This is a genomic window from Pseudomonas sp. BW7P1 (assembly GCF_024981055.1).
GTDB classification, from domain to species: Bacteria; Pseudomonadota; Gammaproteobacteria; order Pseudomonadales; family Pseudomonadaceae; genus Aquipseudomonas; species Aquipseudomonas bananamidigenes.
Window position 1 is genome coordinate 4,211,411 of record NZ_CP103374.1, and the last position, 25,827, is coordinate 4,237,237.

The following is a 25,827-nucleotide window of genomic DNA, read 5'->3' on the forward strand; positions in this document are numbered from 1 at the left end:
CGGGCCTTATTTGCTGTTGTTGGTGAATTCGCTCCAGTTCTTCGCAGCGGAAGCGCCCGTGCCGACAATCGATGCCGACGGCACCAACTGGCTGATCAGACGGTTCCAGCGAGTCACGTTGGCAGGCCCTACATAAACGACGTCCTGGGGACGCACTTCGAAGTGCGTCGCGAGGACCATGGCGGTCGGCGATTCGGCCTCCAGTTGATAGATTTTCGCCGGCTCCACATCGAGGTTTTCCACTCCGCGAATGACGTACACGGCGTTGCCGTTGGCAGTGGTCTGGCTCAGGCCGCCGACCGAGCCGAGCACATCGGACAGGTTCATCGTCGCCGTCTTGAAGCTCAGGGCGCGCGGCTGATTGACCTCGCCCATCACGTAGATGCGCTTGTTGTCGTTGTACGGCAGATACAGCTTGTCGCCACCCTGGAGGTAGACGTTCTGCAACTCGGAATCCTGTTGATTGAGGGTATCCAGATTCAGCGGATAGACCCGCCCGTTACGCGTCAGCAACAGCCCGGACAAGTCGGCATTGTTGGTGTCGATGCCCGCCGAACCGAGGGCTTCGACCACGCTCAGCGGGTTGGTGGAAATCGCTTGCGGGCCAGCCTTGGCGACCGCGCCGGTGACCACGACTTTCTGGCTGGCAAAACGCAGCACGGCGACGTCCACTTGCGGCTCGGCGATAAAGGCCGACAGCCGTCGTTCGATATCGTCGCGCAATTGCTGGATGGTCCGGCCTGCGGCCTGGACTTCCTTGATATACGGGTAATACAGCGTGCCATCGGAGCGCACCAGACGGCCGTTGGCGTCGATCTGTTGCTGCGCACCCGACGGAGCGGTCAGCTCGGGGTGATCCCACACGGTGATGTAGAGCACGTCGTTATTGCCGATGCGGTATTCGGCCGGCGTCGCCAGCAGCTCCTGCGGCACCGACTCACGCTTCTGGGTGGCCCGGTTCATGGAGATCAGCTTGGGCGTGATCGGAATCAGCTCGACCCGGCTGCTTTCGCTGTCGCCCTGGCGGGTGATGCCAAAGGTACTCAGGTGCTGACCGGGGGAAAACATGCAACCTTGCAAAGCGAGACTTGCCAACATTAAAAGAGAAAACCTACGAGTCATAATGGCACTACGCTATTCAAGGGCGAATCCAAAAACAAAGTCACCCGACTTTCGTCGGGCGACCCTGTACTGCTCCAACAGATACTTCAGTTAGTTGTGCGTGCCGGTTGTACCCGTGGTACCAGTAGTACCCGTTGTACCGCCGTTGGCACTTCCACCACTGTTGGACGCCGCTACGGCACTGGCAACCATTGCAGTACTGGCAGCAGGCGCTGTAGAAGCCGCGACACTGCCCGATACATTGGTTACCGCTGTAAGCGGCGCTTCAGCTGCGGATGCCCAGTTGCTCAACATCGTCAACAAGGCAATCGCCATCACTTTTTTCATATCGACTCCTTTCTAACATTGCACCGGTACTGCGGGTGTTCCGTTAGAGGTGGTTGAGTTCAAGTCGCCAATAGCGCGAACAAGAGCCGTCGTTCTTTCACAGTCATACGCAACTGATAAAAGTCGTACGGCAGGTTTATATCTACGGACTTGCAAAAGGCATTGCCAGTGTAATTTCCCGACGATATCTAACAACCTGACCGAAAATAACATTGGACTAAAAGGCCATCATTCCAGATAGCCTTTGGGGTGATTCGATTGCCAGCGCCAGCTGTCGGTGACCATGTCCTGCAAGTTGCGGGTGGCTTTCCAGCCCAGTTCTTTTTGCGCTTTGGAAGCGTCCGCCCAACTTTCGGCGATGTCGCCCGAACGCCGTGGCATCACCCGATAAGGCACGGGTTTTCCGCACGCCTGCTCGAAGGCTCGCAGCACCTGCATCACGCTGTAGCCGTCACCGGTTCCGAGGTTCCAGGTGTGAATGCCGGTGCGCCCGGCGATGGCCTGCAACGCCTTCAGGTGCCCGTCCGCCAGGTCCACGACATGGATGTAGTCGCGTACGCCCGTGCCGTCGACCGTGGGGTAGTCGTCGCCGAAGATCGACAACTCTTCCAGGCTGCCGACCGCCACCTGGCTGATGTAAGGCACCAGATTATTGGGGATGCCGTTCGGGTCTTCACCCATGTGGCCGCTGTCATGGGCGCCGATCGGGTTGAAGTAGCGCAGCAGCGCGATGCTCCAGCGGGGCTCGGCCCGGGCCAGGTCACGCAGCACGTTTTCGACAATCAGCTTGGACTGGCCGTAGGGATTGGTCGGGATGCCGGTGGGGAAATCCTCGCGGATCGGCATCTGTTCAGGCTCGCCATACACCGTGGCCGAAGAGCTGAACACCAGACGGAACACCCCTGCCGCTGCCATCGCCTGACACAGCGTGATGCTGCCACTGACATTGGTTTCGTAATATTCGAGCGGCTTGCGCACGCTTTCACCCACGGCCTTGAGCCCGGCAAAATGCAGCACCGCGTCAATGGCATGTTGCTGGAATATCCGGTCCAGCAATGCTCGGTCGCACACATCTCCGCGAATCATCAACGCACTTTTGCCGCAAATGGCTTCTATCGCATGCAAGGCTCTGTCGCTGCTGTTGCAAAGATTATCCAGAACAACAACTTCATGACCTGCTTCAAGCAATGCGAGCGTGGTGTGCGAGCCGATATATCCGGCGCCACCGGTTACCAGAATCTTCATAGCGCGGTCCGTAGTGGGAAAAATGCCAACAACGTGTCAAGCCTTGTTTATTTGATATGTGTCTTGCTTCACACAAACAAGGCGACAACAATCCAGAACAAAAACAGTTCCATCACCGGCCAACAATATTTTAAAAGGCCAAACTGTATTGCCCGGTACTTATTAGCACTCCCGCTGTTTCACCACTATCGACAGATACCGACTAAAAATAACTGTTATTTACCAGATCGACATCTAATAACATTACCCCGTTATAAATCATACAGGCATTGTCACTCACAACCTGACTCAGGTATTAAAGTACAGCTTCAACAACTTGCAACTTTAACTAATTGCAATATCACCGTTGGCTGTAAGCCATGAATGTTCAGGAAACTTCTATGATTCGTAAATGCTTGTTCCCCGCTGCCGGCTATGGCACGCGTTTCTTGCCGGCGACCAAAGCCATGCCCAAGGAGATGCTGCCGATCGTCAACAAACCGTTGATCGAGTATGCCGTTGAAGAGGCACGGGATGCCGGTCTGCAGCACATGGCGATCGTCACCGGCCGGGGCAAGCGTGCGCTGGAAGACCACTTCGACATCAGCTACGAACTCGAACACCAGATTCGTGGCACCGACAAAGAGAAATTCCTCGCCGGTACTCGCGAACTGATCGATACCTGCACCTTCTCGTACACCCGTCAGGTGGAAATGAAAGGCCTGGGCCACGCGATTCTCAGCGGCCGTCCGCTGATCGGCGACGAACCCTTCGCCGTGGTCCTGGCCGACGACCTGTGCCTGAACCTGGAAGGTGACGGCGTGCTCACCCAGATGATCCAGCTTTACAAAAAATTCCGCTGCTCGATCGTGGCCATCCAGGAAGTCCCCCGCGACCAGACCCACAAGTACGGCGTGATCGCCGGCGAGGCGATTTCCGAGGGCATCTACCGGGTCAATCACATGGTGGAAAAACCGGCACCGCAGGACGCGCCGTCCAACCTGGCGATCATCGGTCGCTACATCCTGACACCCGATATCTTCGACCTGATCGCCGACACCGAGCCGGGCAAGGGCGGGGAAATCCAGATCACCGACGCGCTGATGAAACAGGCGCAGAACGGTTGCGTGCTGGCTTACAAATTCAAGGGTCTGCGCTTTGACTGCGGCGATGCCGAGGGTTACCTGCAGGCCACCAACTTCTGCTACGACAACGTCTACCTCAAGGGCCGCTGAAAGGCGCCCGCTTATCTGCGACGAGGCAATCATGAACATTGCACAACATTCGACAGGCATTGAACGTGAGGTGGACAACCTCGGGGTGATGAGCTGGTTGTCTCGTCATCAGCCGTTGCCCAGCGCCAACGAGTCCTGGCTCGGAACCATCCTGCTGGTGGAGCGGATCGGCATGTTTCCATCGTCCGGTGACATTCGCCGGCCGCTGCGAGATCCCTATCCTCTGCTCGCTCATCTGAAACGGATCTATGGAGAGCAGGCACTGGAGGTCGACGACCGCGATGGCCTGAAGGTGATTCTCAGCGACTGGCGATTCCGCGTGCGCATCTGCTGCAACGAACCGGCGATCATCATCAATGTGGAAACCCGTTGCGTGACGCAATTGATGCCGCACAAGACCGCGGAGCTTTTGAGTCACGTCGACGGCTTCGACAAGGGCTGAGCCCCTATTCAGAGGCGGCACCGCCGGAAATCCCGTCGTTGCCGCCCGTGATCATCCGATAGAAGTAATCGGCAATCACCTTCCCTCCCGTGGCCGGTACCGGATGAATCTTGTCCGGACCGATCATCGCCGCCGCATATCGTTTGACGTCCGTACCGAATGCGCACTGCAGATTGGCGTATCCCAGATGCTGCTCGCGGGCCCAGGGCTCCAGCACCTGCGCATACGCCGACATCGGCCAGGTGCTGGAGCGCGTGGTGTCCTGACGCATGATCAGGTTGACGCTCGCGGCCGGCTGAATCTCGCGAATCATCCCGACCAGGCCCTGAACGTTCTTCAGATATTGCTCGGGTTTCACCCCGAAACCCTGATCGTTGCCGCCGAGCATGATCAGGTAGATGTCCGCCGGAATCTTCGACACCACCGCTTTCCACTGGGCCTGCCACTGACCATCGGCATGATAGAAATCGCCGGAGGCCGCACCCGACGCCGCCAGTTTCGACACCCGCAAACCGGCCTGCTCGTTGCTCATCCACAGGCCGAACAGGGTTGGCGCACCCTTTACCACTTCCAGCCGGAAGGACCAGTCCGTCGCGGCGGAGGTACCTGACAACGGGACTTCCCGGACTCCCGCGCCGGAGAGGTTCAGCGGCTGCCAGTCAGACGAAGGCGACCAGCGATAGCGCAGTTCACTGGACTCGCCGTTGCCGAGGTACAGCAACTTTGCCTGAGTGACGGCGGTGTTTATCGCTTCGTTCGGATGCGCATCGATCTGCAGCCATGCACCGGGCCGTCCCGTTACCGTTCGACTGTCGGGACTGGCCTGGCCGAGGCCGGACACCTGCCAGTCGCCGCTGAAGTACTTTTCGCTGCTGCGGGTGTATTTGAAATGACTGCCGCCCAGGGCCGCGCCGTGGTTGAAACCGACGTAGCCGGGGCCGGCGAAACCGACCTCGCCGACCAATCGTTGCACCAGTTTGTTGAGGTAATAATCCTGCCCGGCGCTGTAGCTGTCGCCGATCACCGAGACCGACAGCACCTTCCCGGCCTTGCCTTCGCGCCACTGGGTAAAGCGCTGGCGAGCATCGCCGACTTCGACCACCGACGCCGCGACCGGCGCTGCATCATCCACTGCAACCATCAAGCGCTTCCTTTAGCCGAGACCTGTGCCGCAGAGAGGTCCGCCGCCGGTTTTTTCGCCGCTGCGCGTTCACCCAGAAACAACACCGACGTGAAGTTGAAGCGGCTGAAGATCGTCGACAGCAACACCGGCCCGAGCAACCCGCAGGCCACACCGCAGAACACCAGCACGCTTTCGTCCTGGATGCCCAGGCGCCCGAGCACCGAACGCGAGGTGGCGGCGAACAACACATGGAACAGGAAAATCGCGTAGGAGTAACCCCCGAGCCAGGTCAGCGCCTTCGAGCGCATGTCACTCGACAGCAGCGCGAAGCAGGACACGCAGCCGACCGTCAGGCCGATCAGGCTGCGGCGATCGATGATCAGCTCGCGATCCAGTGCCGCGATGTACAACAGCGTCAGCGAAATCAGCACGAACACCACAGGGCCGACGACTTTGAAGCGTTGCTTCAACGCACTGACGTTCTCCTGACCGATCATCCCCGCCACGAAAAACGGCAACAGATAGGTCGCACCGTTGATGCCGAATGCATCGAACTTGAACGGCGGCAGCAAAAACACCAGCGCCGAGAACCCGAACAACAGGTACAAGCGTGTCGCCGAGCGCAGCAGACCGCGCCACTCCAGCAGGCCGACAAACATGAAAATGATGAACACCGCCTGCAGGAACCAGAAGTGGTTCACCGGCACGTAGAACGACAACAACGCATCGATCACCCCGACTTCTTTGTTCACGCCGGGCCCCACCGCCTGCAACACCGAGAACGGCACGCCGACGCAAAACAGCGGCACGATCAGACGCCGGACCTTGCCGGTGAAGAACGCGGAAAAGTCGTTGCCGCGAATCTTGTAGATGGAATAGATGTAGCCCGAGATAAAGGTGAACAGCGGCATGCGCACGTACACCATGGAATCGGCGATCACCCGGAACGGCGAGCCGACATCGATCTTCAAACCGCCGCCCAGCGGGCCGATTACGTGGTAGAGCACCAGCAGCAGGCACGCGAGGCCGCGCAGGGTTTCGATCTCCAGGGACTTTTTCTTGCTCGACATAAAGCACCCGCCCTCAATTCAGAATTCTTGATTCGACCCGCGCCGGTTTGTTCGCCCGCAGCATCAAGCCCAGGCCCACGAACAACACCGGCACCACCATCGAGAAATGCCGGGCGAACGAACCGAAGTCCGGCTCGAACAAGCCTTGAACCAGCAGAAACGCCAAGGGAATCGCGATCAGTTCCTTGGGTTTGGTCTGGATCGGCGCCCCTTTGTAGTCGGTCGAGGTGATGACTTTGAACAACAGCACCGCGGTCATGATCATCAACGCCACGAAAATCACCTGACCCGGCCCGGACAGCAGAATCAGTTCCACCGGAAACGACAGGCGGAAAAAGATGATCATCGAGTCCAGTGCCTGGGAGACGAAATCACTACCGCTGAGCCATGAGACGATCAGCGACTTGGAACCCTCCTCGCCCGCCGTGCGCAGTTCGTTGTTGCTGGCGCGAATCGACGACACCGGAAAGCCCAGCGCCAGCTGGATCGCCATGGCCACCGCCAGGTAGAACAGGAACAACATCAGGAAGAAGGTCATGCGCGATACGTATTTCTTCATCATGCAGACACCGACCCAGGACAGCGAAAACAGGATCCAGTAGGGCCGGATCAGCACGCCGTAGATCGCCGCCGACAGGAAAAATCCGCCGCGATACTTGCGCGTCAGCGAGCTGAACAGAATGCTCAGCACCGCCACCGACACGATGATTTCCTTGGTCAGGTTCTCCAGGAAGAACGAACGCACCACGCCCCACAGACACAGGGTGCCGAAGATCGCCAGCGGCATGCGCCGGAACACCACGACCGGAATCGCCGTGAGGAAGAAATTGCAGAACATCCCGTAGGCCCAGGCGTTGGTCAGGTTGATCCCGGTGGGCCGCAGCAGGAACGCCGAACACTCGTAGGATGAGCGATCCGGCGAGAACGGGTTCCAGAAATTGCAGTTGTCGGCCCGGGCATAGGACGACCACAGGGTCATCGCATCCGGGCCGGGATCGCGCGGCACCAGCAGCGGCATGGCCACCGACAGAAACAGCCCGGTGAACAGAATCAGGAACGACAGCGAGGAATCGAGTCTCTTGCCGCGAAACTCGATGCACGGCAGTTTCAGGCCCATGACACGACAGCCTTTTTCATCCGTGTTGCGCGGGTCAGCAGCGCAATCACGCCGAGCTGCACAATGATCCCGAACACGTTGCCCCAGGCGGCGCCATAGATCGAATAATGCTTGATCAGCAGATAGCTGACCGGCACCGAAATCAGCAGACAGAGCGCCGAACTGGCAAGGGAAACACGGCTGTTTTTCGACGCGATCAACCCGCCCCAGACGATGTCGCCAATGGCGCGCAGGGCGAAGGAAAAGATCAGTACGGCGAGAATTCCGTTGTCCGGACGTGGCACCGGCGCACCGACCAGATCGAGCACGACGTTGAAGAACAGATAGATCAATACCGCCACACCGGCCGACACCACCAATGAACGCGCGACCCATTTGTTCACGAACAATTGCCTGACCGTGAACGGCTGCTGATCGGCCTGATAACGCTTGGCGAGCAGCGGAATGCCGACCACCGCCACCACCGCGTAGGACAACGCCTGCAAGGTGTTGGCCGCCGACCAGGCGTACACGTACTTGCCGAGGCTGGCGTAGGGCTCCAGATCGATGATCAGAAAGCGTTCGGCGTACTGACTCAAGGCGATCAGGCCGGTGCCCAGATAGAACGGCAAGCCGGCTTTCCACACGGTCGCCGTCGCCAACGTGCCCTCTTCCCGCCCGCGATGAACCTTCACCACAATCAGGTAACCGGCGACGATCACCAGCAGGTTGGCGATGACCCACAACCACAGCACGCTGGCGATCTCCGATACCTGCCCGAGCATCATCCCGCCCACCGCCAGCAGCGCCCAGAGTCCGGTCTTGATGAAGAACAACAGCGCCCCTGCCGTGGCTTTCTGCGCGGAGAACACGAACGAGTTGATCTCGAACGACAGGTGTTCGGTCAGCAGCACCAGGGTCACACAGGCGATCAATGCCACCGTCGCTTCGACTTGCTGGAACAGCGAATAGATCAGCACCGTCAACCCTGACAGCACCAGGCCGACCGTCAGATACAGCAGCAGAACCCGGTCGACCACGCGCCTGGAACTGCCGCCGACGCTGATCAGGCGATTGATCTCGGAGCTGAAACCGACACTGTAGAACTTCGAGGCGATCAACGATGCGGCGACCACCACGCCGTAGAAGCCCAGCGCCTCGTATCCCAGGTAACGAGTGATGGCGAGCACCAGCAGGAACTTGGCGCCCAGCGCTCCGCCCCGCAGCAACAGGCGAAATATCATCGAAAGACGCCCTTGATGATCTCGTCCATGGCCACGGTTTTCGCTTCGATTTCACGACAGGTAGCGGTCAGGCGTTTACCGAAATCCGAAAGCGCGTCCGGTGCGTAGACCGTGTCGATGATGGTGTCGACATTGATGTCGCCGCCGTTGATCACCCAGTCCTCGACGCCCATGTCCTGATAGGCGCCAAAGCCTTTGCGCTCGTAGCTGATGTGATACGCCGGCACGCCCGAGAGCAGTGATTCGATCGCGCCGTGCAGGCGTACGGAAATCACCAGGTCCGGCTGGTATTTGGCCAACGTCGCCTTCAGCGGCAACAAGTCTTCGGTGATCCCCAGTTCGCGATAAAACGCGCCGTCATCGTTACCGCGCACCGCGCTTTGTACCGCACACACGACGTTGCTTTTTTCCTTCAGGCGTTGCAGCAGCACTTTCAGGTTGGCCACATAGGCGAGCTGCTTTCCCTTGCTCCATGCCGGCGGCTTGCGCAGCACCACGCACACTGTGGCCGGCGTCGAGGCGCATTGGGTGAACTTGGGCTGTTGCAGGATCTTGCCGGCCAGCGCCTGCACCGCGAGGTCCGGCGCGCGGTAGACGTTTTCACAGGCATCGAACAGCTTCGAGGAGCGGTTGTCACGCACGAACACCGCGTCGGCGCTGGCGTAATGCTCGACGATCCTGTCGCTGTCGCCATGGAACGGGCCGATGCTTTGCGGCAGGTACACCGACGGGATCTTGCTGAGGATCGCGGTTTCCAGTTGCTTGGCGTGGCCCAGTTTCAACTTGATATGTTCGAAGGCGCTCTTGGAGCGCATGTAGCCGCCGCCGACGCCGACGATCAGGTCGGTTTTCTTCAGCAGATCCGCCAGTCCGGCGTAGGAGCGGTTGAGAAACATCGCCTGCTTGACCCGTCCCAGCCCCTTCGCGGCCATGACCGGCGCCTCGAAACGCGGGTGCGGCAAATAGCTGAAGGAATCCGGATCAGAGGCCACGACATTGATCGAGGTGTCCTCGCCAAAGTTGCGCTGCACCAGCGCGATGGCCAGATCCACCAGCAGGCCATCACCGGAATTGGAGGCACTGTAGCCATGCAAAATCGTTACGTTCATGAGCGATGTTCTACTTAATAAGAGGGAGCGGAATACAGGTCGTAGGTCTGGCGGATCATCAACGCGGCGCTGAAACGCTCGCGGACGATGCGCCGGCCTTCGATGCCGAGGGCCGACAACGCCGGCTTCTGGATCTGCTTCAAGCGATCGGCCAGCGCATGGTGGTCACCGCTGGGGAACACATAGCCGGATACGCCGTGGGTCACCACTTCCGGCAGCGACGTGCAGTCGCTGGCAATCACCGGCAAGCCCAGCGCCATGCCTTCAAGCGGCACCATGGCAAAGCCTTCCCAGCGACTCGGAACGATCAGCGCGTCGGCCTGTCGGTAGAGTGCGTTGACCTCGGTGGGCGTGACCCAGGGCAGGTATTCAACACCCTCCATCGGCGGACACTCGACTGTCGCCTCGTTGACCGCACTGCCCACCACCGTCAGCTTCAAGTCGTTGCGCTGCACCTTGGCATACGCCTTGAGCAACACGTCGAAGCCTTTCTGATAATCGAGCCGACCGACAAAGAGCAGGTGAATCGGTTTCGGGTCATCGGCCTTGCGCTCGTCATCCTTTGGATGAATGCCGTTGTAGATCAGCCGCATGCGCTTGCGCTCGATGCCGAACGCTGCGGCCTTGTCCAGCTCGTACTGGCTGACGCAGATGATCACGTCGGTGACTTTCTGCAGCACGCGCTCGATCCACGCGTAGGCTTTCTGCTTGATCGGCGAGCTTTCCATCAGGAACGAAAAGGCGTGCGGGCAGTAGACGATTTTCGGCCGGCGCCACGGTCGCAGAAGCACACACACGCAACGACCGATCACTCCGGAAAACGTGCTGTGCAGGTGCACGACATCGGGTTTTTCCTTGAGCATGACCTGGATCAGACGCCAGGCGAAACGCAGCAGCGACGGCACATTTCGCCCGCTTCGGGCGAACGTGCGGATCTGCTCTGGCGCGATGCCGTGCAGTTCCTGCTCCTGATCCTGCGGCACCAGATACACCAGCTCGTAGTTTGCCTGCGCGTCTTCCGGGGACGCGGAAATCGTGCGGATCACCGTCGCGACCCCACCTTTGATCGTTTCAGCCACATGCAGAATTTTTTTCACAACCCACCCACTTTGTTGCCGATAAGGACAGTCGCTGACACTCAGGATTTGTCGGACGCGTATTCGTAGTTGTAATAGCCGTAGCTACCGTTGCCGTAGTAACTGGCCGCACGCTTCTCGACGCCGTTGAACACCGCGCCTTTCAACTCGATACCGTTCTGGGCGAAGCGGCGAATGGTCAGTTCGATCTCTTTGGCCGGGTTAACCCCGAAGCGCGCAACGATCAGGCTGATGCCCGCCTCCCGGCCGACAATCGCCGCGTCCGTCACCGCCAGCAGCGGCGGCGTGTCGATGATCACCACGTCGTAGCGTTCGCTGAGCTGCGCCAACAGCTCGCGAAAATTGGCGTGCATCAACAGCTCGGACGGATTGGGGGGCACTTGGCCGCGGCTGATGAAATGCAGGTTGTCGACTTCAACTTTGTTGATCGCCTGATCGAGGGTGCAGCGCTTGACCAGCAAGTCCGACAGGCCGTTGGTGATCGGCGTGTTCAGTGTCTTGTGCAGATGCCCCTTGCGCATGTCGGCATCGATCAGCACCACCCGCTGACCGCTCTGGGCCATGACCGCCGCGAGGTTGGAGGACACGAACGTCTTGCCGACCTGCGGGCTCGGGCCGGAAATCATGATGCGGTTATTGGTCGAGTCCAGCGCCGCGAAATGCAGGCAGGTGCGCAGGCTGCGGATCGACTCGATGGACAGGTCCGTCGGATTGCGCAGGGCCAGCAGATACGCCGGGGTGTCCGCCGTGACTTTGGCGCGGACTTTCTTGGTGTCTTCTTCCTGTTGCAGGGCGCTGTAAGGGATCGATGCGTAGACCGGCAAGCCGAGCTGCTCGATGGCTTCCGGCCCTTCCAGGCCTTTGCTCAGCGACCTGCGCAGCAACACCAGAGCAACACCGACGAAAGCGCCGAGGAAAGTCGCGATCAGCACGATCAGGGCTTTTTTCGGTTTGACCGGGCTGGTCAGGTCGACGTCCGCCGCATCCACCAGACGCACGTTGCCTACGGCGCCGGCGCGGATGATGTCCAGCTCCTGGGACTTGTTCAGCAACTGGGTGTAGATCTGCGAAGCGACTTCGACGTCGCGGGTCAGGTTGAGCAGTTCCTGCTGCGTGGCCGGCAGGTCCCCGACTTTGCCTTCCAGCGACCGCTGTTGCTGGGTCAGCTCACCGATCTGGGTCAGCAGGGCACGATAGGCCGGATGCTGTTTGGTGAACTTGCGGTCCATCTCCGCCTGCTGCATTTTCAGCTCGGAAATCCGTGTTTCGAGTGCGACGGACTGGCCGAGCACCGACTGGGTTTCCAGGGAGATGTTCACGGTCTTGCCGCGAGTCTGGTAGGCATTGAGCGCATCGCTGGCCTTGGCCAGATCGCGCTTGACCTGAGGCAACTGGCTTTGCAGGAAGGCCAGGCTCTGCGCGGCTTCGGCCGAGGTGCGCCGTACGTTCTGATCCACGTAAAGCGAAGCGATCTTGTTGAGAATCCTCACCGCTTCAGCGGCATCGCTGCTGGCCAGGGCCAGGCGGATGATCCCCGACTCCTTGCCCTGTTCGGATATATCCAGCGCGTCCTGATAGCCTTGAATCGTCACGATCCGGGGGGAGCGCACCACCTCGAAACGGGTGCCCGGGTTGGCCTGCAAATGCGTGATCTGCCCTTCTACGCCATCCTGCGCGAAGGGTTCGCCGGCCACGCCTTCGATCAACAGGTTGTCGTTGTCGTCGAACAACTGGAAGTGCCGTTGTTCGCCGGTAATCAGGCTGAGTTTCTTGCCCAGCAGTTCCTTGGGCAGATCGAGCCGGGCGAACTCCAGACGTTCGCCGCCCCACGCGTAGCTGCTCAGACCGAAACGTGGCGGCGCGACGCTGAATTCGGACTCACCACGATAACGGCGAGCAAGAAAGCCGCCAATCAGCGGAAAAGTGTTGGGGGTCACGTCGATGTCCAGACGCAGGTCGTCGACGGTCTTGCCGATCACTGCGCGGGATTTGATGATGCCGATTTCGGTGACCGACGGCGACTGGCCGCCAAGCATGCTGTTGAGATCGGAAAAGCCGAGCATGTCGTTCTTTTTCGGCTCGACCTGCACCAGCGCATTGGCCAGATACACCGGGGTGGCCAAAATCGCATAGGCAACGCCGGTCATCATGAACGCGCCGGTGAATGCACCGATCAACCACTTCTGATCGATCAGGCTGCCGAATATGCCGAGAAGATCAATACTGTCTTGATCGTTTTCCCGGGTGCCGATTACTGACGGTAACTGCATAAGTCTTTCTTACCATTCACTGAACTGAAGAATATTCATCAACGCGCCAAGCGTTGCGCCCATGAGCTGACAGCATCTTCAATCAATGCGTGGGCATGAATAAAAGCGGCCTGCCCCTGACGATACGGATCCTCTATTTCTCGTTCGCTCTGCCACTTGCCAAGAAGGAACACTTTGCCCCTGGCGTGGGAGGCAATCTTCAGCACTTGATTCACATGTTGTTTTTCCATGACCAGAATCAAGTCCGATTCATTGACGATGTCCGAAGTAAGCTGTCGCGCCTTGAATCCATCGGCACTGAGCCCACGCTCTTCGATCACCCGGCGGGCCGTGGCTTCCATGGACTCACCGACCCGTGCCGCCAGGCCTGCGGAGCTCACCGTGATCGATGAGGGCGCCAGCGCTTTACGCAGCAACAGTTCTGCTGTCGGACTTCGGCAAATATTGCCGACGCAAACGACAAGGATCTTTTTGAACAAGGTTTACTTTCCCGTGTAATGTCAATCGGCCAACATTTCCCGTGAAATCAAAATGAATCCACCGGACTTTCCTGCACGCGGAAACAGTTTCGCCTGTTAGTACCGGTGCATTAAGTACCACGGGCCCCAAAAGTCACCCAACCAGAATTACCGGACTAAAAATAACTGTGATTTTCGGCGCCTCTTTCATGAAAAGTTTTCTGACAAAAAATAACATTCATGCACTTTCCAATGCCCTCGGCGTCGGAATAAGGGTAGCGAGATAACCATTGGCTAGATGTCATTTCTCATCAGGAGAGCAGACATGAAATCAGCACATCTCAAACGTCTCGGCGCCCTTTCCCTTGTATTAATCAGTGCAGCCGCTCAGGTAGAAGCCAGCGATCTGTTCCCCGCTCTACCCCACCGAACGGTCGGCATTCAGGTCAAGGTGCAGAATTTCTCCGCATCCGATGCCGCGCAGATCAAGGCAGCAGGTTTCAGCTTTGTGCGCCTGGGCGCGTGGAGCGACAGCCTCGGCAACAAGAGCTATCAGAAGCAGCTTGCCGATGCGTTCGCCGCCGCTGGCTCCGCCGGATTGCCGGTGTTGATGACAGTGCGCGCCATCAAACCGCTGTCGACCGACCCCGCCACCGCCGGCACCGCGTTTGCCAACGCGGTCACCAGCCTGGAACAGACCTACGGGTCTCAACTGGTCGCGATTGAAATCTGGAATGAACCGGATCTGAACACCTACTGGCCGACGGGCAATTTCAGCACCACGTTTGCCCCGTTCATGGGCGCGATGTGCAAGGCGCTGCAAGCCAATCCGACCAGCACACCCGTGATCGGCTTCGGCTTCGCCCGGCCGCCGAGCGCCGGTTCGGCGTCGACCGTGGCGCTGAACAACATTCTCGGCGCCTATCCCAAATGCCTGAATGCCATTTCCTACCACCCCTATGGCATGACGGCGACCCAGATAGCCAACGCACAAACCTTCATCCAACAGAACTTCCACCTGCCGGGCGTCATCAGCGAATGGGGCGTCTCGGCACTTGCTTCCAACGGTGGCCCCGACGGACAGGCCACCAAAATCGCGGCGTTCATCGCCGATGTGAAACGGCTGCAGATTCCGCTGACGTCGATCTACGAGTGGAAAAACAATGATTCGGGCAGCGATGACCGGGAGAAGAATTTCGGCTTGCAAACCGCCAGCGGGCAGCCGAAACCGGCACAAGCGGCGGCCAGGACGCAACTGGAATCCGAGTAGATTTCTCACTCGCCAGTCAGTTGCTTTGAACCTGTGTCCGGATTTGGCATCGTATCTATCGATAACGGGCCCCGCCCATTCAAACAGCCGTTTTCAGGTTGTTGCCTGCGGGGCTATCGATACATCCACATGCCCTTGAGTGGCTGTCAGCGCTCGGGTAATGTCGTCAGACCCATAGGACAGAGCACGCTCATGACTTCCAAGCTGGAACAACTCAAACAGTTCACCACCGTGGTTGCCGACACCGGCGACTTCGAAGCGATCGCCCGGGTCAAGCCGGTCGATGCCACCACCAACCCTTCCCTGCTCCTCAAAGCTGCAGCCATCCCGGCTTATGCCGAACTGCTGAACGCCAGCGTTGGCGACTGCAAGGGCGATGTCGGCCTGGCCAGCGACCGTTTCGGCGTCGCGGTGGGCAAGGAAATCCTCAAGGTGATCCCGGGCCGCATTTCCACCGAAGTGGATGCGCGCCTGTCGTTCGACAAGGACGCGATGCTCAAGCGTGCGCACCGTCTGATCGAGCTGTACGACAAGGCCGGCGTCGGTCGCGATCGCGTACTGATCAAGATCGCCTCCACCTGGGAAGGCATCCGTGCCGCTGAAGTGCTGGAGAAGGAAGGCATCCAGACCAACCTGACCCTGCTGTTCTCCTTCGCCCAGGCCGCCGCCTGCGCCGATGCCGGCGTGTTCCTGATTTCGCCGTTCGTGGGCCGCATCTACGACTGGTACAAGAAGGCCAACGGCAACGATTACACCGGTGCCGACGATCCGGGCGTGCAATCGGTGACGCGCATCTACAACTACTACAAGGCCAATGACTACAAGACCGTGGTCATGGGGGCGAGCTTCCGCAACCTGAGCCAGATCGAACAACTGGCCGGCTGCGACCGCCTGACCATCAGCCCGGACCTGATCGACAGACTGGCGGCAGACACCGGCAAGCTGGAACGCAAACTCGCTCCGGGCCACGCTGGTGAAGCGCGCCTGAGTCTCAACGAAGCGCAATTCCGCTGGTTGTCCAACGAAGACGCCATGGCCACCGAGAAACTGGCCGAAGGCATCCGTCAGTTTGCCCGTGACCAGGAAAAACTCGAGGCGTTGCTGCAAGCCAAGCTGTAATGGGCTGACAGCAAACGCAAAAAGGGCGAACCCTTACAGGTTCGCCCTTTTTTGTGCCTGATGGCTGGGGAATCAATGCCGTTCGAGGGCGTTCACCAGATCATGGAAGGCTTCACGGTTGGAGTCGTTCAGGCCCATGAGGATCTTGTGCGCTTCCAGCACCTTGACCCGCACCACCTCCTCCGACTGATCCTGATCCGGCAGGTCATCGAGACATTCCGGGCAAGGCACAGGATGGTTGACGATATTGAAGACCTGCTCGAAGCCCATCGATTGCAACAGACGAGTGATGTCATCGTGTGTCGTGACCACGGTCGGCAGCAGGCCGACCTTTTGCCGCGACAGGATCGACAGCTTGGCCAGCAGCCCCAGCGTGGTGCTGTCGATGCTGCGGGTTTCGGTCAGATCGATCACGATCGCGTTGAAATTCAGCGCGGTGAAGATCTTTTCAATAGTCGCATCCAACGCCGAACACAGGGTCAGGCGAACTTCACCGACGAACTTCAGGACGAAGGTGCCGTCCTGCTCGGCGAACTGGATTCTACCGGTACTCATTAAAGATTCCTGCTCAACACCAACAGGGCGATATCATCCGGCATCTCCCCTAGCGTGGCCAATCCAAAAACCTGCCGCAGTCCATCCAGGCTGCCGCCCGCCGACTTGACCCGCTGGGGCAAGGCAGCCTCTTTCTCTTTGAGTGTGGGTTCTGGCAAAAGATCCAGAATGCCATCAGACATCAGCGTCAGGCTGAATGCGGGTGGCAGCTCGAGCACATGGTCTTCGTAGGTGGCTTCATTGAACAGCCCCACGGGCAGACCGCGCCCCTCGAGATAGCGAACACTGTCAGGCGTGTACAACACAGGCAACGGCAGATGGCCGCCGATGCTATAGGTCAACAAACCGGTCTCCTCGTCGATGACTCCACCGACCATTGTGACGTGCTTGCCCAGCTTACAACTGATCAGCCCCCGGTTGATATGACCAAGGACTTCCGAAGGTTTGAATTCCGGCAGGGTGCCGTTGCGCTTGGACTCGAACAGCAAGCGCGTGGTCATGAACTTCAGCAGGACGGTGACGAACGCCGAAGAGGCGCCATGGCCTGAAACGTCCGCCAGATAGAACGCGACCCGGCGTTCGTCCACCCGGAAGTAGTCGACAAAATCACCCGACAGGTACAGCGACGGGATGATCTGGTGGGCGAATTTGAATTCGTCGATGGTCCACGGGCTTTCCGGCAGCATGTTCATCTGCACCTGGCGACCAGCGTTCTGGTCTTCCTGGAGCAGATTCAGACTGGCTTCGAGCTCGCGGTTGGCCTTCTCCAGCTTCTCGCGGTAACGCTGGTTTTCCAGCAGCAGACGCGCACGATCCAGGGCCCGGCGCACGGAGTGCTCGAGCACGGCCAGATCTTCGAGAGGCTTGATCAGGTAATCCGCCGCGCCCAGGCGCAGGGCCTCGACCGCGTCATTCATCACGCCGGCACCGGAGACCACGATCACCGGCGTCTGCGGGGACCGCTCGGTCACCTGACGGATGAGTTCGAGACCGCCCATCTGCGGCATGCGCAGATCGCAGATGACGAGATCGGGCTGGTCTTGCTCGAATACCTGAAGACCCTGCTGACCGTTACTGGCCTGCAAGACGCTGAAACCACTGTCTTCCAAATAGGCCGCGAGGCTCGCGCGCACTACTTCGTCATCATCGATTATCAGCAGCGTGGCACTGGTTTTTGGCATGTGGGCAAACGGCGCCAGAATTAGGTTGGCGTAGCAGGCGGGGCAACGGCCCGGCGCAGACTACTGGATTCGCTTTCTAGCCTCTCTGCTGCACCGCTTCGGAGCGTTGGCCCCGCACACGGATGCACCAGAGGTGCCCTTCTAAGGCGCAGACGGTACTCCCATCCTTCGAGCGTTTCAAGCATGCGCGATTCGTCGCCTGACGACTTTGTTTGTCAAATCACAGAGAGTTATAAGAACGTTCGAAACCGTAACTCAATGGAAGGATGCAGGGACAAAAAGGCGACCTTTCGGTCGCCTTCCGGGAGCTCAAAGGTCGAATCAGAAATCGTCTTCGACGTGACCGTCCTTGACCTTGAACTCGCGGTTCTGCAGGTAGGCGTTGCGGATGAAGGTGTATTTGTCGCCGCTGATCAGCTTCTCGCTGGACAACAGGCTGGCACGGGTATCGACGATGTTCAGGCCGTAAATCGTGTTACGTGCCGGAATGTCGTTCATATAGCGGTACGGCGCAGTGTAGGTATCAACGTATTTCGACGGTGCATCACGCAGGGTGCTCGGGCCCAGCAACGGCAGCATCACGTACGGACCGCTGCTCACTCCCCAGTAACCGAGGGTCTGGCCGAAGTCTTCGTCGCTGCGTTGCAGGCCCATCTTGGTGCCCACGTCGAAGAAGCCCAGCAGACCGAAAGTGGTGTTGAAGATCAGACGCGCGGTGTCGACACCGGCAGCAGCCGGTTTGGCCTGGAGAATGTTGTTGGCCAGGTTGGTGATGTCACCGACGTTGCGGAACATGTTGTGGATACCATCTTCCAGAAATTGCGGCGTTACATACTCATAGCCCTGCGCCAGAGGCTTCAGTGCGTAGGTATCGACGAAGTCGTTGAACTGAAAGATCGGACGGTTGACGCTTTCCCAAGGGTCTTCTTCCGTTGCCGCCTGGGCAACGAACGGAACCAGCATCACGCCGGCACATACACAAAGCTGAGCGAGAGGATTGCTCCAGCGCATAGAAAAACTCCTTGGATTGAACATACGCGGCATGCGGACCACGGTCATAAGGTGTTCAGTATAAGACGGAAACACTTGTTTAGGCATTTCCAACATCATCAGCGCTGCAGGACTCGTCGTAACGCCGTTGTCATCCAATTGTCACCGGTCTTGCTTAGCCTGACGTGTATTTCAAGGACGTTTTTCATGTCACAGGCCGAAGCAATACCCCATGCAGCACCCAACCTGACGGCCGTGCTGTTCGGGCTCAGCGGCTGCCTGGTGGACTTCGGCGCCCGCGCCCGCCATCCTGCCGGCGCCACGGCGGACCACGCCGAGACCACTCCCGGGGCTCTGGACAGCCTGCGCAGCCTGCAACGGCAACAGATTCCGTGCGCCTGGCTGGACGAACTCCCCTCTTCCCTCACCCGGGCGCTCTCAGTCTCGCTGCCGGACTGGGTCAAATCTTCGCAACATCCCGCAACAATCAACCCATGGCCGGCGCCTGATGCCTGCTGGCAGGCGTTGATGGCATTGAAGGTCACGCGCCTCGACGGTTGTGTGCTGGTCAGCGGAGAACCGCGCCTGCTGCAATCCGGCCTGAATGCCGGACTGTGGACGATCGGCCTGGCGTCCTGCGGTTCACTCTGCGGTCTGCCGCCACAAGCGTGGCAAGCGCTGAGCCAGAAGGAACGCGAGCAGCTACGTGGCAAGGCGACGGTGCAACTGTTTGGCCTGGGCGTGCATTCGGTGATTGATCATCTGGGCGAGCTCGACACTTGTCTCGCCGACATCAGCCAGCGCCGTCTCAAAGGCGAAAAGCCCTGACCGGGATCATGCAGGTTGCGGCAGAGTGGATTAGGCTTAAGGAGAGCCATAGACCTTTGGCGCATGGCTGCGGTCTATGCCAGTGCCTATCGATAAAAGGAAACAACCATGCCCGCTCAAGAACTGCAAAAACAGCTCAATGCCCTGCGCGAGCAACTGGATCAGAATCCGCCGCTGTCGGAAGCCGAGCGCGCAGACCTGCACGCACTGATGCAACAGATCGAACTGGAACTTGAACTGGAAACCAAAACCCAGGATTCCAATCTCGCCGACGGTGTGAACCTGGCCGTCGAACGCTTCGAACTCGAACACCCCACCATCGCCGGCACGCTGCGCAACATTGTGAACTCGCTGGTCAGCATGGGTATCTGAAACCCGCGAATGCAAAAAAGCCCTGCCATCACTGGCAGGGCTTTTTCATGTCCGCGTTGCGGGTTACTGACGAACCAGACGCCGATTCGGCAGCTGAACGCTTTCGGTGCTGCGGTACGGGTTGATATCCAGTCCGCCACGGCGCACATAACGTGCAAATACCGTGAGTTTCTCCGGTTTCAGCAGACGCTGCAGGTCAAGGAAAATCCGCTCCACGCACTGCTCGTGAAAATCCGAATGCTGGCGGAAGCTGACGATGTATTCCAGCAGACTGGCGTGATCCAGCGCCGCACCACGGTATTCCACCACCACGCTGCCCCAATCCGGCTGGCTGGTCACCGGGCAGTTGGATTTGAGCAGGTGACTGTGCACGCTCTCCTCCACCACCCGCGAATCGTCGCAGCGCAGCAGTTCGGGACGTGGGTGTTCGTAGTTGCTGACGCTGACTTCCAGATCGTCGATGCACACGCCCGGTAGCGCGACGACGCCTTCGGCTTCAACCTCTTTCAGGCTGCGAACCCGCACGCCCACCGGTTTGCCGGCAGCGGCGGACAAGTCCTTGACCAGCGTCGCTTCCAGGCTCGCTGTATCGGTGAACGGGGTCTGGTTCAGCGAGTTCAGGTACAGCTTGAACGACTTGGATTCGATGATGTTCGGCGAGTCCGCCGGAATGCTGAATTCGCCGATCGCCACCACCGGTTTACCCGACGGCAGCAACCACGACAGTTCGAAGCAGTTCCAGAAATCCACGCCTTTATACGGCAGGGTCTCGGCGGTCAGGCCCAGCTCGGCCCACTTCGCGGTGCGCGGAATCGGGAACAGCAGGGACGGTGTGTAAGTGGCGATGTATTCGCTGGACTTGCCCAGCGGCGAATGTTCGGCTGCGGGATGCATGGCGGAAACCTGACTGAAGAATCAGCGGATTCTATCAGCCTTTGCTTCCGCCTTTGAGTGCTTACTGACTGACAGTCAGTTTGCCGACCATTCCAGCCTGGTAATGCCCGGGAATGTTGCAGGCAAATTCCAGGCTGGTTGCCTTGCTGAAGGTCCAGGTCAACTCGGCGGTCTTGCCCGGTTCGACCAGCACGCTGTTGGGGTCGTCGTGTTTCATGCCGTGCCCCATCGCCCCATGATCCATGCCCGCCATATCGTGGGACATTTCTTTCATGCCGGTCGGCGTCAACATGCCGCTTTGCTGCATTTGCAGCATTTCCTGCTGGTGTCTGGCATGCATCGCGGCATCGCCGAGGTTGAATTCGTGCAGCAACTGGCCCTTGTTCACCAAAACAAAACGAATGGTCTCACCGGCCTTGATATCGATGGCCTTCGGATCGAACGACATGTCGCCCATCACCACTTCAATGCTGCGGGAGGCCTTGGCAGCAGGTGCCGGTTGGCCGAAGTCATACGTGCGCGCAGGATCGGCCCAGACGGATGAGCTCAACGCCAGCAAACAGGCGGCGACGGTCAGAGGGTTGCGCAAAAACATAGTCATACTCCAACAAGATAAGATTCAGCCTGTGGGAAACTTTAGTCGGCCCGGGCTGGCAGCGACCTGACAGGCAGATTACAACTTTGTCAGGTTGGCGCTCGTAACCAACTCCCACGGTATAACGCTCTCGTTCCTGAAAACCCGAGTCGCCCATGAAACTGCTGATCGTCGAAGACCAACCGAAAACCGGCCACTACCTGCGCCAGGGCCTGACCGAGGCCGGCTTCAACACCGAACTGGTGGCCGATGGCAACACCGGACAACAGTTGGCGTTGAGCGGCGACTACGCGCTGTTGATCCTTGACGTCATGCTGCCCGGGCGCAGTGGCTGGCAGATTCTGCAAGCGGTGCGCAGCGCCGGGCTGGAAACACCGATCCTGTTTCTGACCGCCAAGGACACCGTGGAAGACCGGGTTCACGGCCTCGAACTGGGCGCCGACGACTACCTGGTCAAGCCATTCGCGTTTTCCGAACTGCTGGCCCGGGTACGCAGCCTGTTGCGACGCGGCAGTGGCACGCCGCAGGAAACCTGCCTGCAACTGGCCGACCTGCGCCTTGATCTGATCCGCCGCCGGGTCGAACGCAGCGGCCAGCGCATCGACCTTACGGCGAAAGAGTTTGCCCTGCTGGAAATGCTCCTGCGCCGCCAGGGCGAAGTGCTGCCCAAATCCCTGATCGCTTCGCAGGTCTGGGACATGAACTTCGACAGCGACACCAATGTGATCGAAGTGGCGATCCGCCGCCTGCGTCTGAAGATCGATGACGACTTTTCTGAAAAACTCATCCATACCGTGCGCGGCATGGGTTACGTACTTGAAGAGCGTCCCGACTGATGCGCCGTCTGTCACTCGGCAGTCGGCTGGCGTTGCTGTTCGCTGCCTGCACCGCAACGGTTTCACTGGTAGCCGGCGTGGTGTTCAACCGCGCCAGCGAGGCGCACTTCATTGAACTCGATCAGCAATTGCTCGAAAGCAGGCTGATCAATATTCGTCAGGCCCTGTCGGGCAATGGCGACGCCGCACATGTCACCGATGAATTGAACCAACAGGGCGATGTCGCGCTGCGCATCAGCGGCCCCGAAGGACAGCGCTGGTTCGGCCGATCCCTCCAAATGTCGGCGGACCTGCCGCAGCAGCCCGGTCTGGCCACCATCAATGACAACGGCACGGACTATCGCCTGCTCAATGCCCCGCTGTTCCCGGAACGAGCCGACTCACCACAATTGACCTTGCTGCTGGACATCACCCACCACCAACACTTCCTGCAACGCATGCAACATCTGATCTGGCTGACCGTAGGCCTTTCGGCACTGGCCACCGCGTTGTTGGGCGCATGGGCGGCACGCAGCGGCCTGCGTCCATTACGGCGCATGAGTGCCGTGGCGCGGGGGATTTCTGCCCAATCGCTGAATGCCCGACTGCCGGAAGCGCAGATGCCTGCCGAACTCACGGAACTGGCCCACAGCTTCAACGCTATGCTCGGACGTCTCGATGACTCTTTTCAGCGACTTTCGGCGTTCTCTGCCGACATCGCCCATGAACTGCGCACCCCGCTGTCGAACCTGCTGACCCACACACAAGTCACCCTCACACGCCCTCGCCCACTCGAAGATTATCGCGAGGCCTTGCACAGCAACCTCGAAGAGCTGCAATGGATGGCGCAACTGGTCAACGACATGCTTTATCTGGCCAAAGCCGACCACGGATTGCTGGCGCCCAAGCGTGAACCGCTGGAACTGGCGAAAGAAGCCGATGCATTGCTGGAGTTTTTCGCCCCACTGGCCGAAGACGCTCAAGTCAGCCTGAGCCGCGACGGCGAGGGTCGGTTTCAAGGTGACCGCGCGATGCTGCGCCGGGCGCTGTCGAATCTGCTGGACAATGCATTGCGCTTTACCCCGGCCGCAGGCGATGTGCGCGTGCAGATAGCTGAGCAGGCGAAATCCTTGAGGGTGACCGTCGAGAACAGTGGCGAGGGGATTTCTTCGGAGTTGCTGCCGCGTTTGTTCGACCGTTTTTACCGGGCTGATCCGGCACGCCAGGAAGGCAGCAGCGAACATGCCGGGTTGGGGCTGGCGATCACTCAGTCGATCATCAGGGCCCATGGCGGGCAGATTCATTGCGAATCGGATCGGGGATGGACGCGGTTTGTGATTGAGTTGCCGAAAAACGATTGAGGCCGGCAATGCCGGCCTCAATGGGGGAACTTACGAATAACGCAACGCGTGCGCCGGCTCGATCTTCGCCGCTCGCCAGGCCGGGTAAACGGTGGCCAGGAAGCTGAGGATGAAGCCTGCCGAGCAGATCAGCAGCACGTCGCCACCCTGCAACTCCGAGGGCAGGTTGCTGACGAAATACACGTCGGAACTGAAGATGTGCTGACCGGTCACTCGCTCGACCCAACCCACCATCTCACTGACGTTCAGCGCGGCAATCACGCCCAGCACGCCACCAATGATGGTGCCGACGATACCGATCACCGTGCCCTGAACCATGAAGATCGCCATGATCTGCCGTGGCGTGGCGCCGATGGTGCGCAGGATCGCGATGTCCGCACCCTTGTCGTTCACCACCATGATCAGGGTGGCGATGATATTGAACGCCGCCACCGCGACGATCATCAGCAGCAACAGGCCGATCATGGTCTTTTCCATTTTCATCGCACTGAACAGGCTGCCCTGGGTGTGGGTCCAGTCGTCTGCCTTGAAGTCAGTGCCAAGGCCGGTGGCGATATCGGACGAGACCTTCGGTGCGGCGTACAGATCTTTCACTGCCAGACGCACGCTCTGCACCTGATTCGGCTCCCAGTGCTGCATGGTCGCGGCATCAGAAACGTGGATCAGTCCCATGGAACCGTCCAGTTCGGCGCCGACCTTGAAGATACCGACCACATTCAGACGCTGCATGCGCGGGGTGATGCCGCCCGGTGCGGTACTGACTTCCGGCACGATCAGGGTGATCTTGTCGCCGACGTTCAGACGGAAGCGTCGGGCCGTGATCTCGCCCAGCACCACACCGAACTCGCCCGGCTTCAAGGCATCGAGACGCCCCTGCACAATATGCTGCGCAACGATCGACACCTTGCCTTCCTGGGCCGGATCGACGCCGCTGATCTGGATCGGCTGCATCATGCCCTTGTAGGACAGCATGCCTTCCATCTCGGTGAACGGCACGGCGGCGGTCACTTCAGGGTTTTTCAAAGCGGCAGCGGCTACCGGCTGCCAGTCATCGATCGGCTTGACGCCGACGATGGTCGCGTGAGGCACCATGCCGAGAATGCGCGAACTCATTTCGCGCTGGAAACCGTTCATCACCGACAACACCACGATCATCGCCAGCACGCCGAGGGCGAGGCCGATCATCGAGGTCATCGAAATGAACGAAACAAAGCGATTGCGGCGCTTGGCGCGGGTATAGCGCGTGCCGATAAAGATCGATAACGGTCTGAACATTCGCTGGGGCACCGTATAAAAATAAAAGACCCGACGCCTTTTTCAGGCATCGGGTTTCAAGCCGTCAGATGGGGGTCAGACAACCATCCTGCAACTGCAGGACGCGGTCCATCTGGCGAGCCAGGTTCAAATCGTGAGTCACCACCAGGAACGCCGTGCGCATCGAAGTGCTGAGTTCCAGCATCAGATCCTGAATGCCCTCGGCGGTGTGGGAGTCGAGGTTGCCGGTCGGCTCGTCGAGCATCACCAGGCCTGGCTTGTTCACCAGCGCCCGGGCAATCGCCACGCGCTGGCGCTCGCCACCGGACAGCTCGGCCGGCTTATGTTCCAGGCGATGGCCCAGACCGACCCGCTCCAGCAACGCCGTGGCCCGCTGACGCGCCTCGGGGATTGCGGTCTTGCCGATCAGCAGCGGCATGCAGACGTTTTCCAGCGCGGTGAATTCCGGCAGCAGGTGGTGGAACTGATACACAAAACCGAGGGCACGGTTGCGCAACAGGCCACGCTTCTTCTCGCTCAGAGCCGAGAGCTCTTCACCGTCGAGCCAGACGCTGCCCTTGGTCGGGGTGTCGAGACCGCCCAGCAGGTTGAGCAAGGTACTTTTGCCCGAACCGGACTTGCCGACGATCGCCACCCGTTCACCCGGGTGCAACTCCAGTTGCAGACCGGCCAGCACTTGCACCGACTCCGGGCCTTCCTCATAGGATTTGCCCAGGTTGCGGCAGCTCAGGATTGCTTTATCACTCATGCCCGAC

Annotated in this window: 26 protein-coding genes; 8 read left to right on the plus strand and 18 right to left on the minus strand. The window is 59.4% G+C overall.

The window, feature by feature from the left end; all coding sequences use genetic code 11:
* Positions 1-6: 6 nt before the first annotated feature.
* The 3 genes from NWV16_RS18915 to galE form a co-directional block, all read right to left on the minus strand.
* Positions 7-1,122, minus strand: a complete 1,116-nt coding sequence (locus tag NWV16_RS18915; RefSeq protein WP_260520304.1) for a polysaccharide export protein — start codon at positions 1,120-1,122, stop codon at positions 7-9.
* Between the two features lie 90 nt (positions 1,123-1,212).
* A complete protein-coding gene (locus tag NWV16_RS18920) occupies positions 1,213-1,449 on the minus strand; it encodes a hypothetical protein (protein WP_003226528.1) in 237 nt (78 codons plus the stop codon).
* Positions 1,450-1,677: 228 nt separating this feature from the next.
* Complete coding sequence (galE, locus tag NWV16_RS18925; protein ID WP_260520305.1) at positions 1,678-2,694, minus strand: UDP-glucose 4-epimerase GalE; 1,017 nt, start codon at positions 2,692-2,694, stop codon at positions 1,678-1,680.
* Positions 2,695-3,074: 380 nt separating this feature from the next.
* Between galE and galU the strand changes: the two genes are divergently transcribed.
* Both galU and NWV16_RS18935 read left to right on the plus strand, forming a co-directional pair.
* The gene (galU, locus tag NWV16_RS18930) at positions 3,075-3,908 is read left to right on the plus strand and encodes a UTP--glucose-1-phosphate uridylyltransferase GalU (protein ID WP_260520306.1); all 834 of its coding nucleotides are present in this window, start codon (positions 3,075-3,077) and stop codon (positions 3,906-3,908) included.
* Positions 3,909-3,939: 31 nt separating this feature from the next.
* On the plus strand, positions 3,940-4,350 hold the full coding sequence (locus NWV16_RS18935) for a mannose-1-phosphate guanylyltransferase (RefSeq protein WP_260520307.1): 411 nt from the start codon (positions 3,940-3,942) through the stop codon (positions 4,348-4,350).
* Positions 4,351-4,354: 4 nt separating this feature from the next.
* On the opposite strand, the gene NWV16_RS18940 is transcribed toward NWV16_RS18935, so the two are convergent.
* From NWV16_RS18940 to NWV16_RS18975, 8 genes are read right to left on the minus strand one after another with little or no spacing between them, the layout of a single operon-like run.
* Positions 4,355-5,491: an SGNH/GDSL hydrolase family protein gene (locus NWV16_RS18940; RefSeq protein WP_260520308.1), complete on the minus strand. Its 1,137-nt coding sequence runs from the start codon at positions 5,489-5,491 to the stop codon at positions 4,355-4,357.
* On the minus strand, positions 5,491-6,543 hold the full coding sequence (locus NWV16_RS18945) for an acyltransferase family protein (RefSeq protein ID WP_260520309.1): 1,053 nt from the start codon (positions 6,541-6,543) through the stop codon (positions 5,491-5,493). The genes NWV16_RS18940 and NWV16_RS18945 overlap by 1 nt, the downstream gene beginning before the upstream one ends.
* 13 nt (positions 6,544-6,556) lie before the next feature.
* Positions 6,557-7,660, minus strand: coding sequence for a hypothetical protein (locus NWV16_RS18950; protein ID WP_065260734.1), 1,104 nt, complete (start codon positions 7,658-7,660; stop codon positions 6,557-6,559).
* A complete protein-coding gene (locus tag NWV16_RS18955) occupies positions 7,651-8,883 on the minus strand; it encodes a phosphoribosylaminoimidazole carboxylase (protein ID WP_260520310.1) in 1,233 nt (410 codons plus the stop codon). The genes NWV16_RS18950 and NWV16_RS18955 overlap by 10 nt, the downstream gene beginning before the upstream one ends.
* On the minus strand, positions 8,880-9,992 hold the full coding sequence (locus tag NWV16_RS18960; protein WP_260520311.1) for a polysaccharide pyruvyl transferase family protein: 1,113 nt from the start codon (positions 9,990-9,992) through the stop codon (positions 8,880-8,882). Before NWV16_RS18960 ends, NWV16_RS18955 begins: the two co-directional genes overlap by 4 nt.
* Positions 9,993-10,006: 14 nt before the next feature.
* Positions 10,007-11,089 carry a glycosyltransferase gene (locus NWV16_RS18965; RefSeq protein WP_260520312.1) on the minus strand — a complete coding sequence of 361 codons (1,083 nt, stop codon included), beginning with the start codon at positions 11,087-11,089 and terminating at the stop codon, positions 10,007-10,009.
* Positions 11,090-11,130: 41 nt separating this feature from the next.
* On the minus strand, positions 11,131-13,359 hold the full coding sequence (locus NWV16_RS18970; protein ID WP_260520313.1) for a polysaccharide biosynthesis tyrosine autokinase: 2,229 nt from the start codon (positions 13,357-13,359) through the stop codon (positions 11,131-11,133).
* A gap of 38 nt (positions 13,360-13,397) precedes the next feature.
* Positions 13,398-13,838, minus strand: a complete 441-nt coding sequence (locus tag NWV16_RS18975) for a low molecular weight protein-tyrosine-phosphatase (RefSeq protein ID WP_260520314.1) — start codon at positions 13,836-13,838, stop codon at positions 13,398-13,400.
* A 304-nt stretch (positions 13,839-14,142) separates the two neighbouring features.
* Between NWV16_RS18975 and NWV16_RS18980 the strand changes: the two genes are divergently transcribed.
* Positions 14,143-15,087 carry a glycosyl hydrolase family 5 gene (locus tag NWV16_RS18980; protein WP_260520315.1) on the plus strand — a complete coding sequence of 315 codons (945 nt, stop codon included), beginning with the start codon at positions 14,143-14,145 and terminating at the stop codon, positions 15,085-15,087.
* 192 nt (positions 15,088-15,279) lie between these two features.
* Complete coding sequence (tal, locus tag NWV16_RS18985; protein WP_260520316.1) at positions 15,280-16,206, plus strand: transaldolase; 927 nt, start codon at positions 15,280-15,282, stop codon at positions 16,204-16,206.
* Positions 16,207-16,278: 72 nt separating this feature from the next.
* Here the strand turns inward: tal and rssC are convergent, their stop codons facing one another.
* The 3 genes from rssC to NWV16_RS19000 form a co-directional block, all read right to left on the minus strand.
* Positions 16,279-16,761 (minus strand): anti-sigma factor antagonist RssC, encoded by a 483-nt coding sequence (gene rssC, locus NWV16_RS18990; protein ID WP_065260726.1) that lies wholly within the window; start codon positions 16,759-16,761, stop codon positions 16,279-16,281.
* A complete protein-coding gene (gene rssB, locus NWV16_RS18995) occupies positions 16,761-17,942 on the minus strand; it encodes a two-component system response regulator RssB (RefSeq protein ID WP_065260725.1) in 1,182 nt (393 codons plus the stop codon). The genes rssC and rssB overlap by 1 nt, the downstream gene beginning before the upstream one ends.
* A 321-nt stretch (positions 17,943-18,263) precedes the next feature.
* Positions 18,264-18,905 carry a VacJ family lipoprotein gene (locus tag NWV16_RS19000; RefSeq protein WP_404820964.1) on the minus strand — a complete coding sequence of 214 codons (642 nt, stop codon included), beginning with the start codon at positions 18,903-18,905 and terminating at the stop codon, positions 18,264-18,266.
* A 234-nt stretch (positions 18,906-19,139) separates the two neighbouring features.
* On the opposite strand from NWV16_RS19000, the gene NWV16_RS19005 reads away from it, so the two are divergent.
* On the plus strand, positions 19,140-19,760 hold the full coding sequence (locus NWV16_RS19005; RefSeq protein ID WP_260520317.1) for an HAD family phosphatase: 621 nt from the start codon (positions 19,140-19,142) through the stop codon (positions 19,758-19,760).
* A gap of 108 nt (positions 19,761-19,868) precedes the next feature.
* Complete coding sequence (locus tag NWV16_RS19010; RefSeq protein ID WP_065260722.1) at positions 19,869-20,132, plus strand: DUF4404 family protein; 264 nt, start codon at positions 19,869-19,871, stop codon at positions 20,130-20,132.
* 63 nt (positions 20,133-20,195) lie between these two features.
* Here NWV16_RS19010 and queF read toward each other — a convergent pair whose 3' ends face one another.
* Both queF and NWV16_RS19020 read right to left on the minus strand, forming a co-directional pair.
* The gene (queF, locus tag NWV16_RS19015; RefSeq protein ID WP_260520318.1) at positions 20,196-21,026 is read right to left on the minus strand and encodes an NADPH-dependent 7-cyano-7-deazaguanine reductase QueF; all 831 of its coding nucleotides are present in this window, start codon (positions 21,024-21,026) and stop codon (positions 20,196-20,198) included.
* Positions 21,027-21,087: 61 nt separating this feature from the next.
* The gene (locus NWV16_RS19020) at positions 21,088-21,621 is read right to left on the minus strand and encodes a cupredoxin family protein (protein WP_260520319.1); all 534 of its coding nucleotides are present in this window, start codon (positions 21,619-21,621) and stop codon (positions 21,088-21,090) included.
* A gap of 155 nt (positions 21,622-21,776) precedes the next feature.
* Here NWV16_RS19020 and NWV16_RS19025 point away from each other — a divergent pair, with 155 nt between their 5' ends.
* Together NWV16_RS19025 and NWV16_RS19030 are read left to right on the plus strand one after the other, a co-directional pair.
* Positions 21,777-22,457, plus strand: coding sequence for a heavy metal response regulator transcription factor (locus NWV16_RS19025; RefSeq protein WP_260520320.1), 681 nt, complete (start codon positions 21,777-21,779; stop codon positions 22,455-22,457).
* The gene (locus NWV16_RS19030; RefSeq protein ID WP_260520321.1) at positions 22,457-23,797 is read left to right on the plus strand and encodes a heavy metal sensor histidine kinase; all 1,341 of its coding nucleotides are present in this window, start codon (positions 22,457-22,459) and stop codon (positions 23,795-23,797) included. Before NWV16_RS19025 ends, NWV16_RS19030 begins: the two co-directional genes overlap by 1 nt.
* Before the next feature lie 30 nt (positions 23,798-23,827).
* Here NWV16_RS19030 and NWV16_RS19035 read toward each other — a convergent pair whose 3' ends face one another.
* Together NWV16_RS19035 and lolD are read right to left on the minus strand one after the other, a co-directional pair.
* Positions 23,828-25,072 (minus strand): lipoprotein-releasing ABC transporter permease subunit, encoded by a 1,245-nt coding sequence (locus NWV16_RS19035; protein ID WP_065260718.1) that lies wholly within the window; start codon positions 25,070-25,072, stop codon positions 23,828-23,830.
* A gap of 64 nt (positions 25,073-25,136) precedes the next feature.
* Positions 25,137-25,820: a lipoprotein-releasing ABC transporter ATP-binding protein LolD gene (gene lolD / locus NWV16_RS19040; RefSeq protein WP_176704481.1), complete on the minus strand. Its 684-nt coding sequence runs from the start codon at positions 25,818-25,820 to the stop codon at positions 25,137-25,139.
* Between the last annotated feature and the right edge of the window lie 7 nt (positions 25,821-25,827).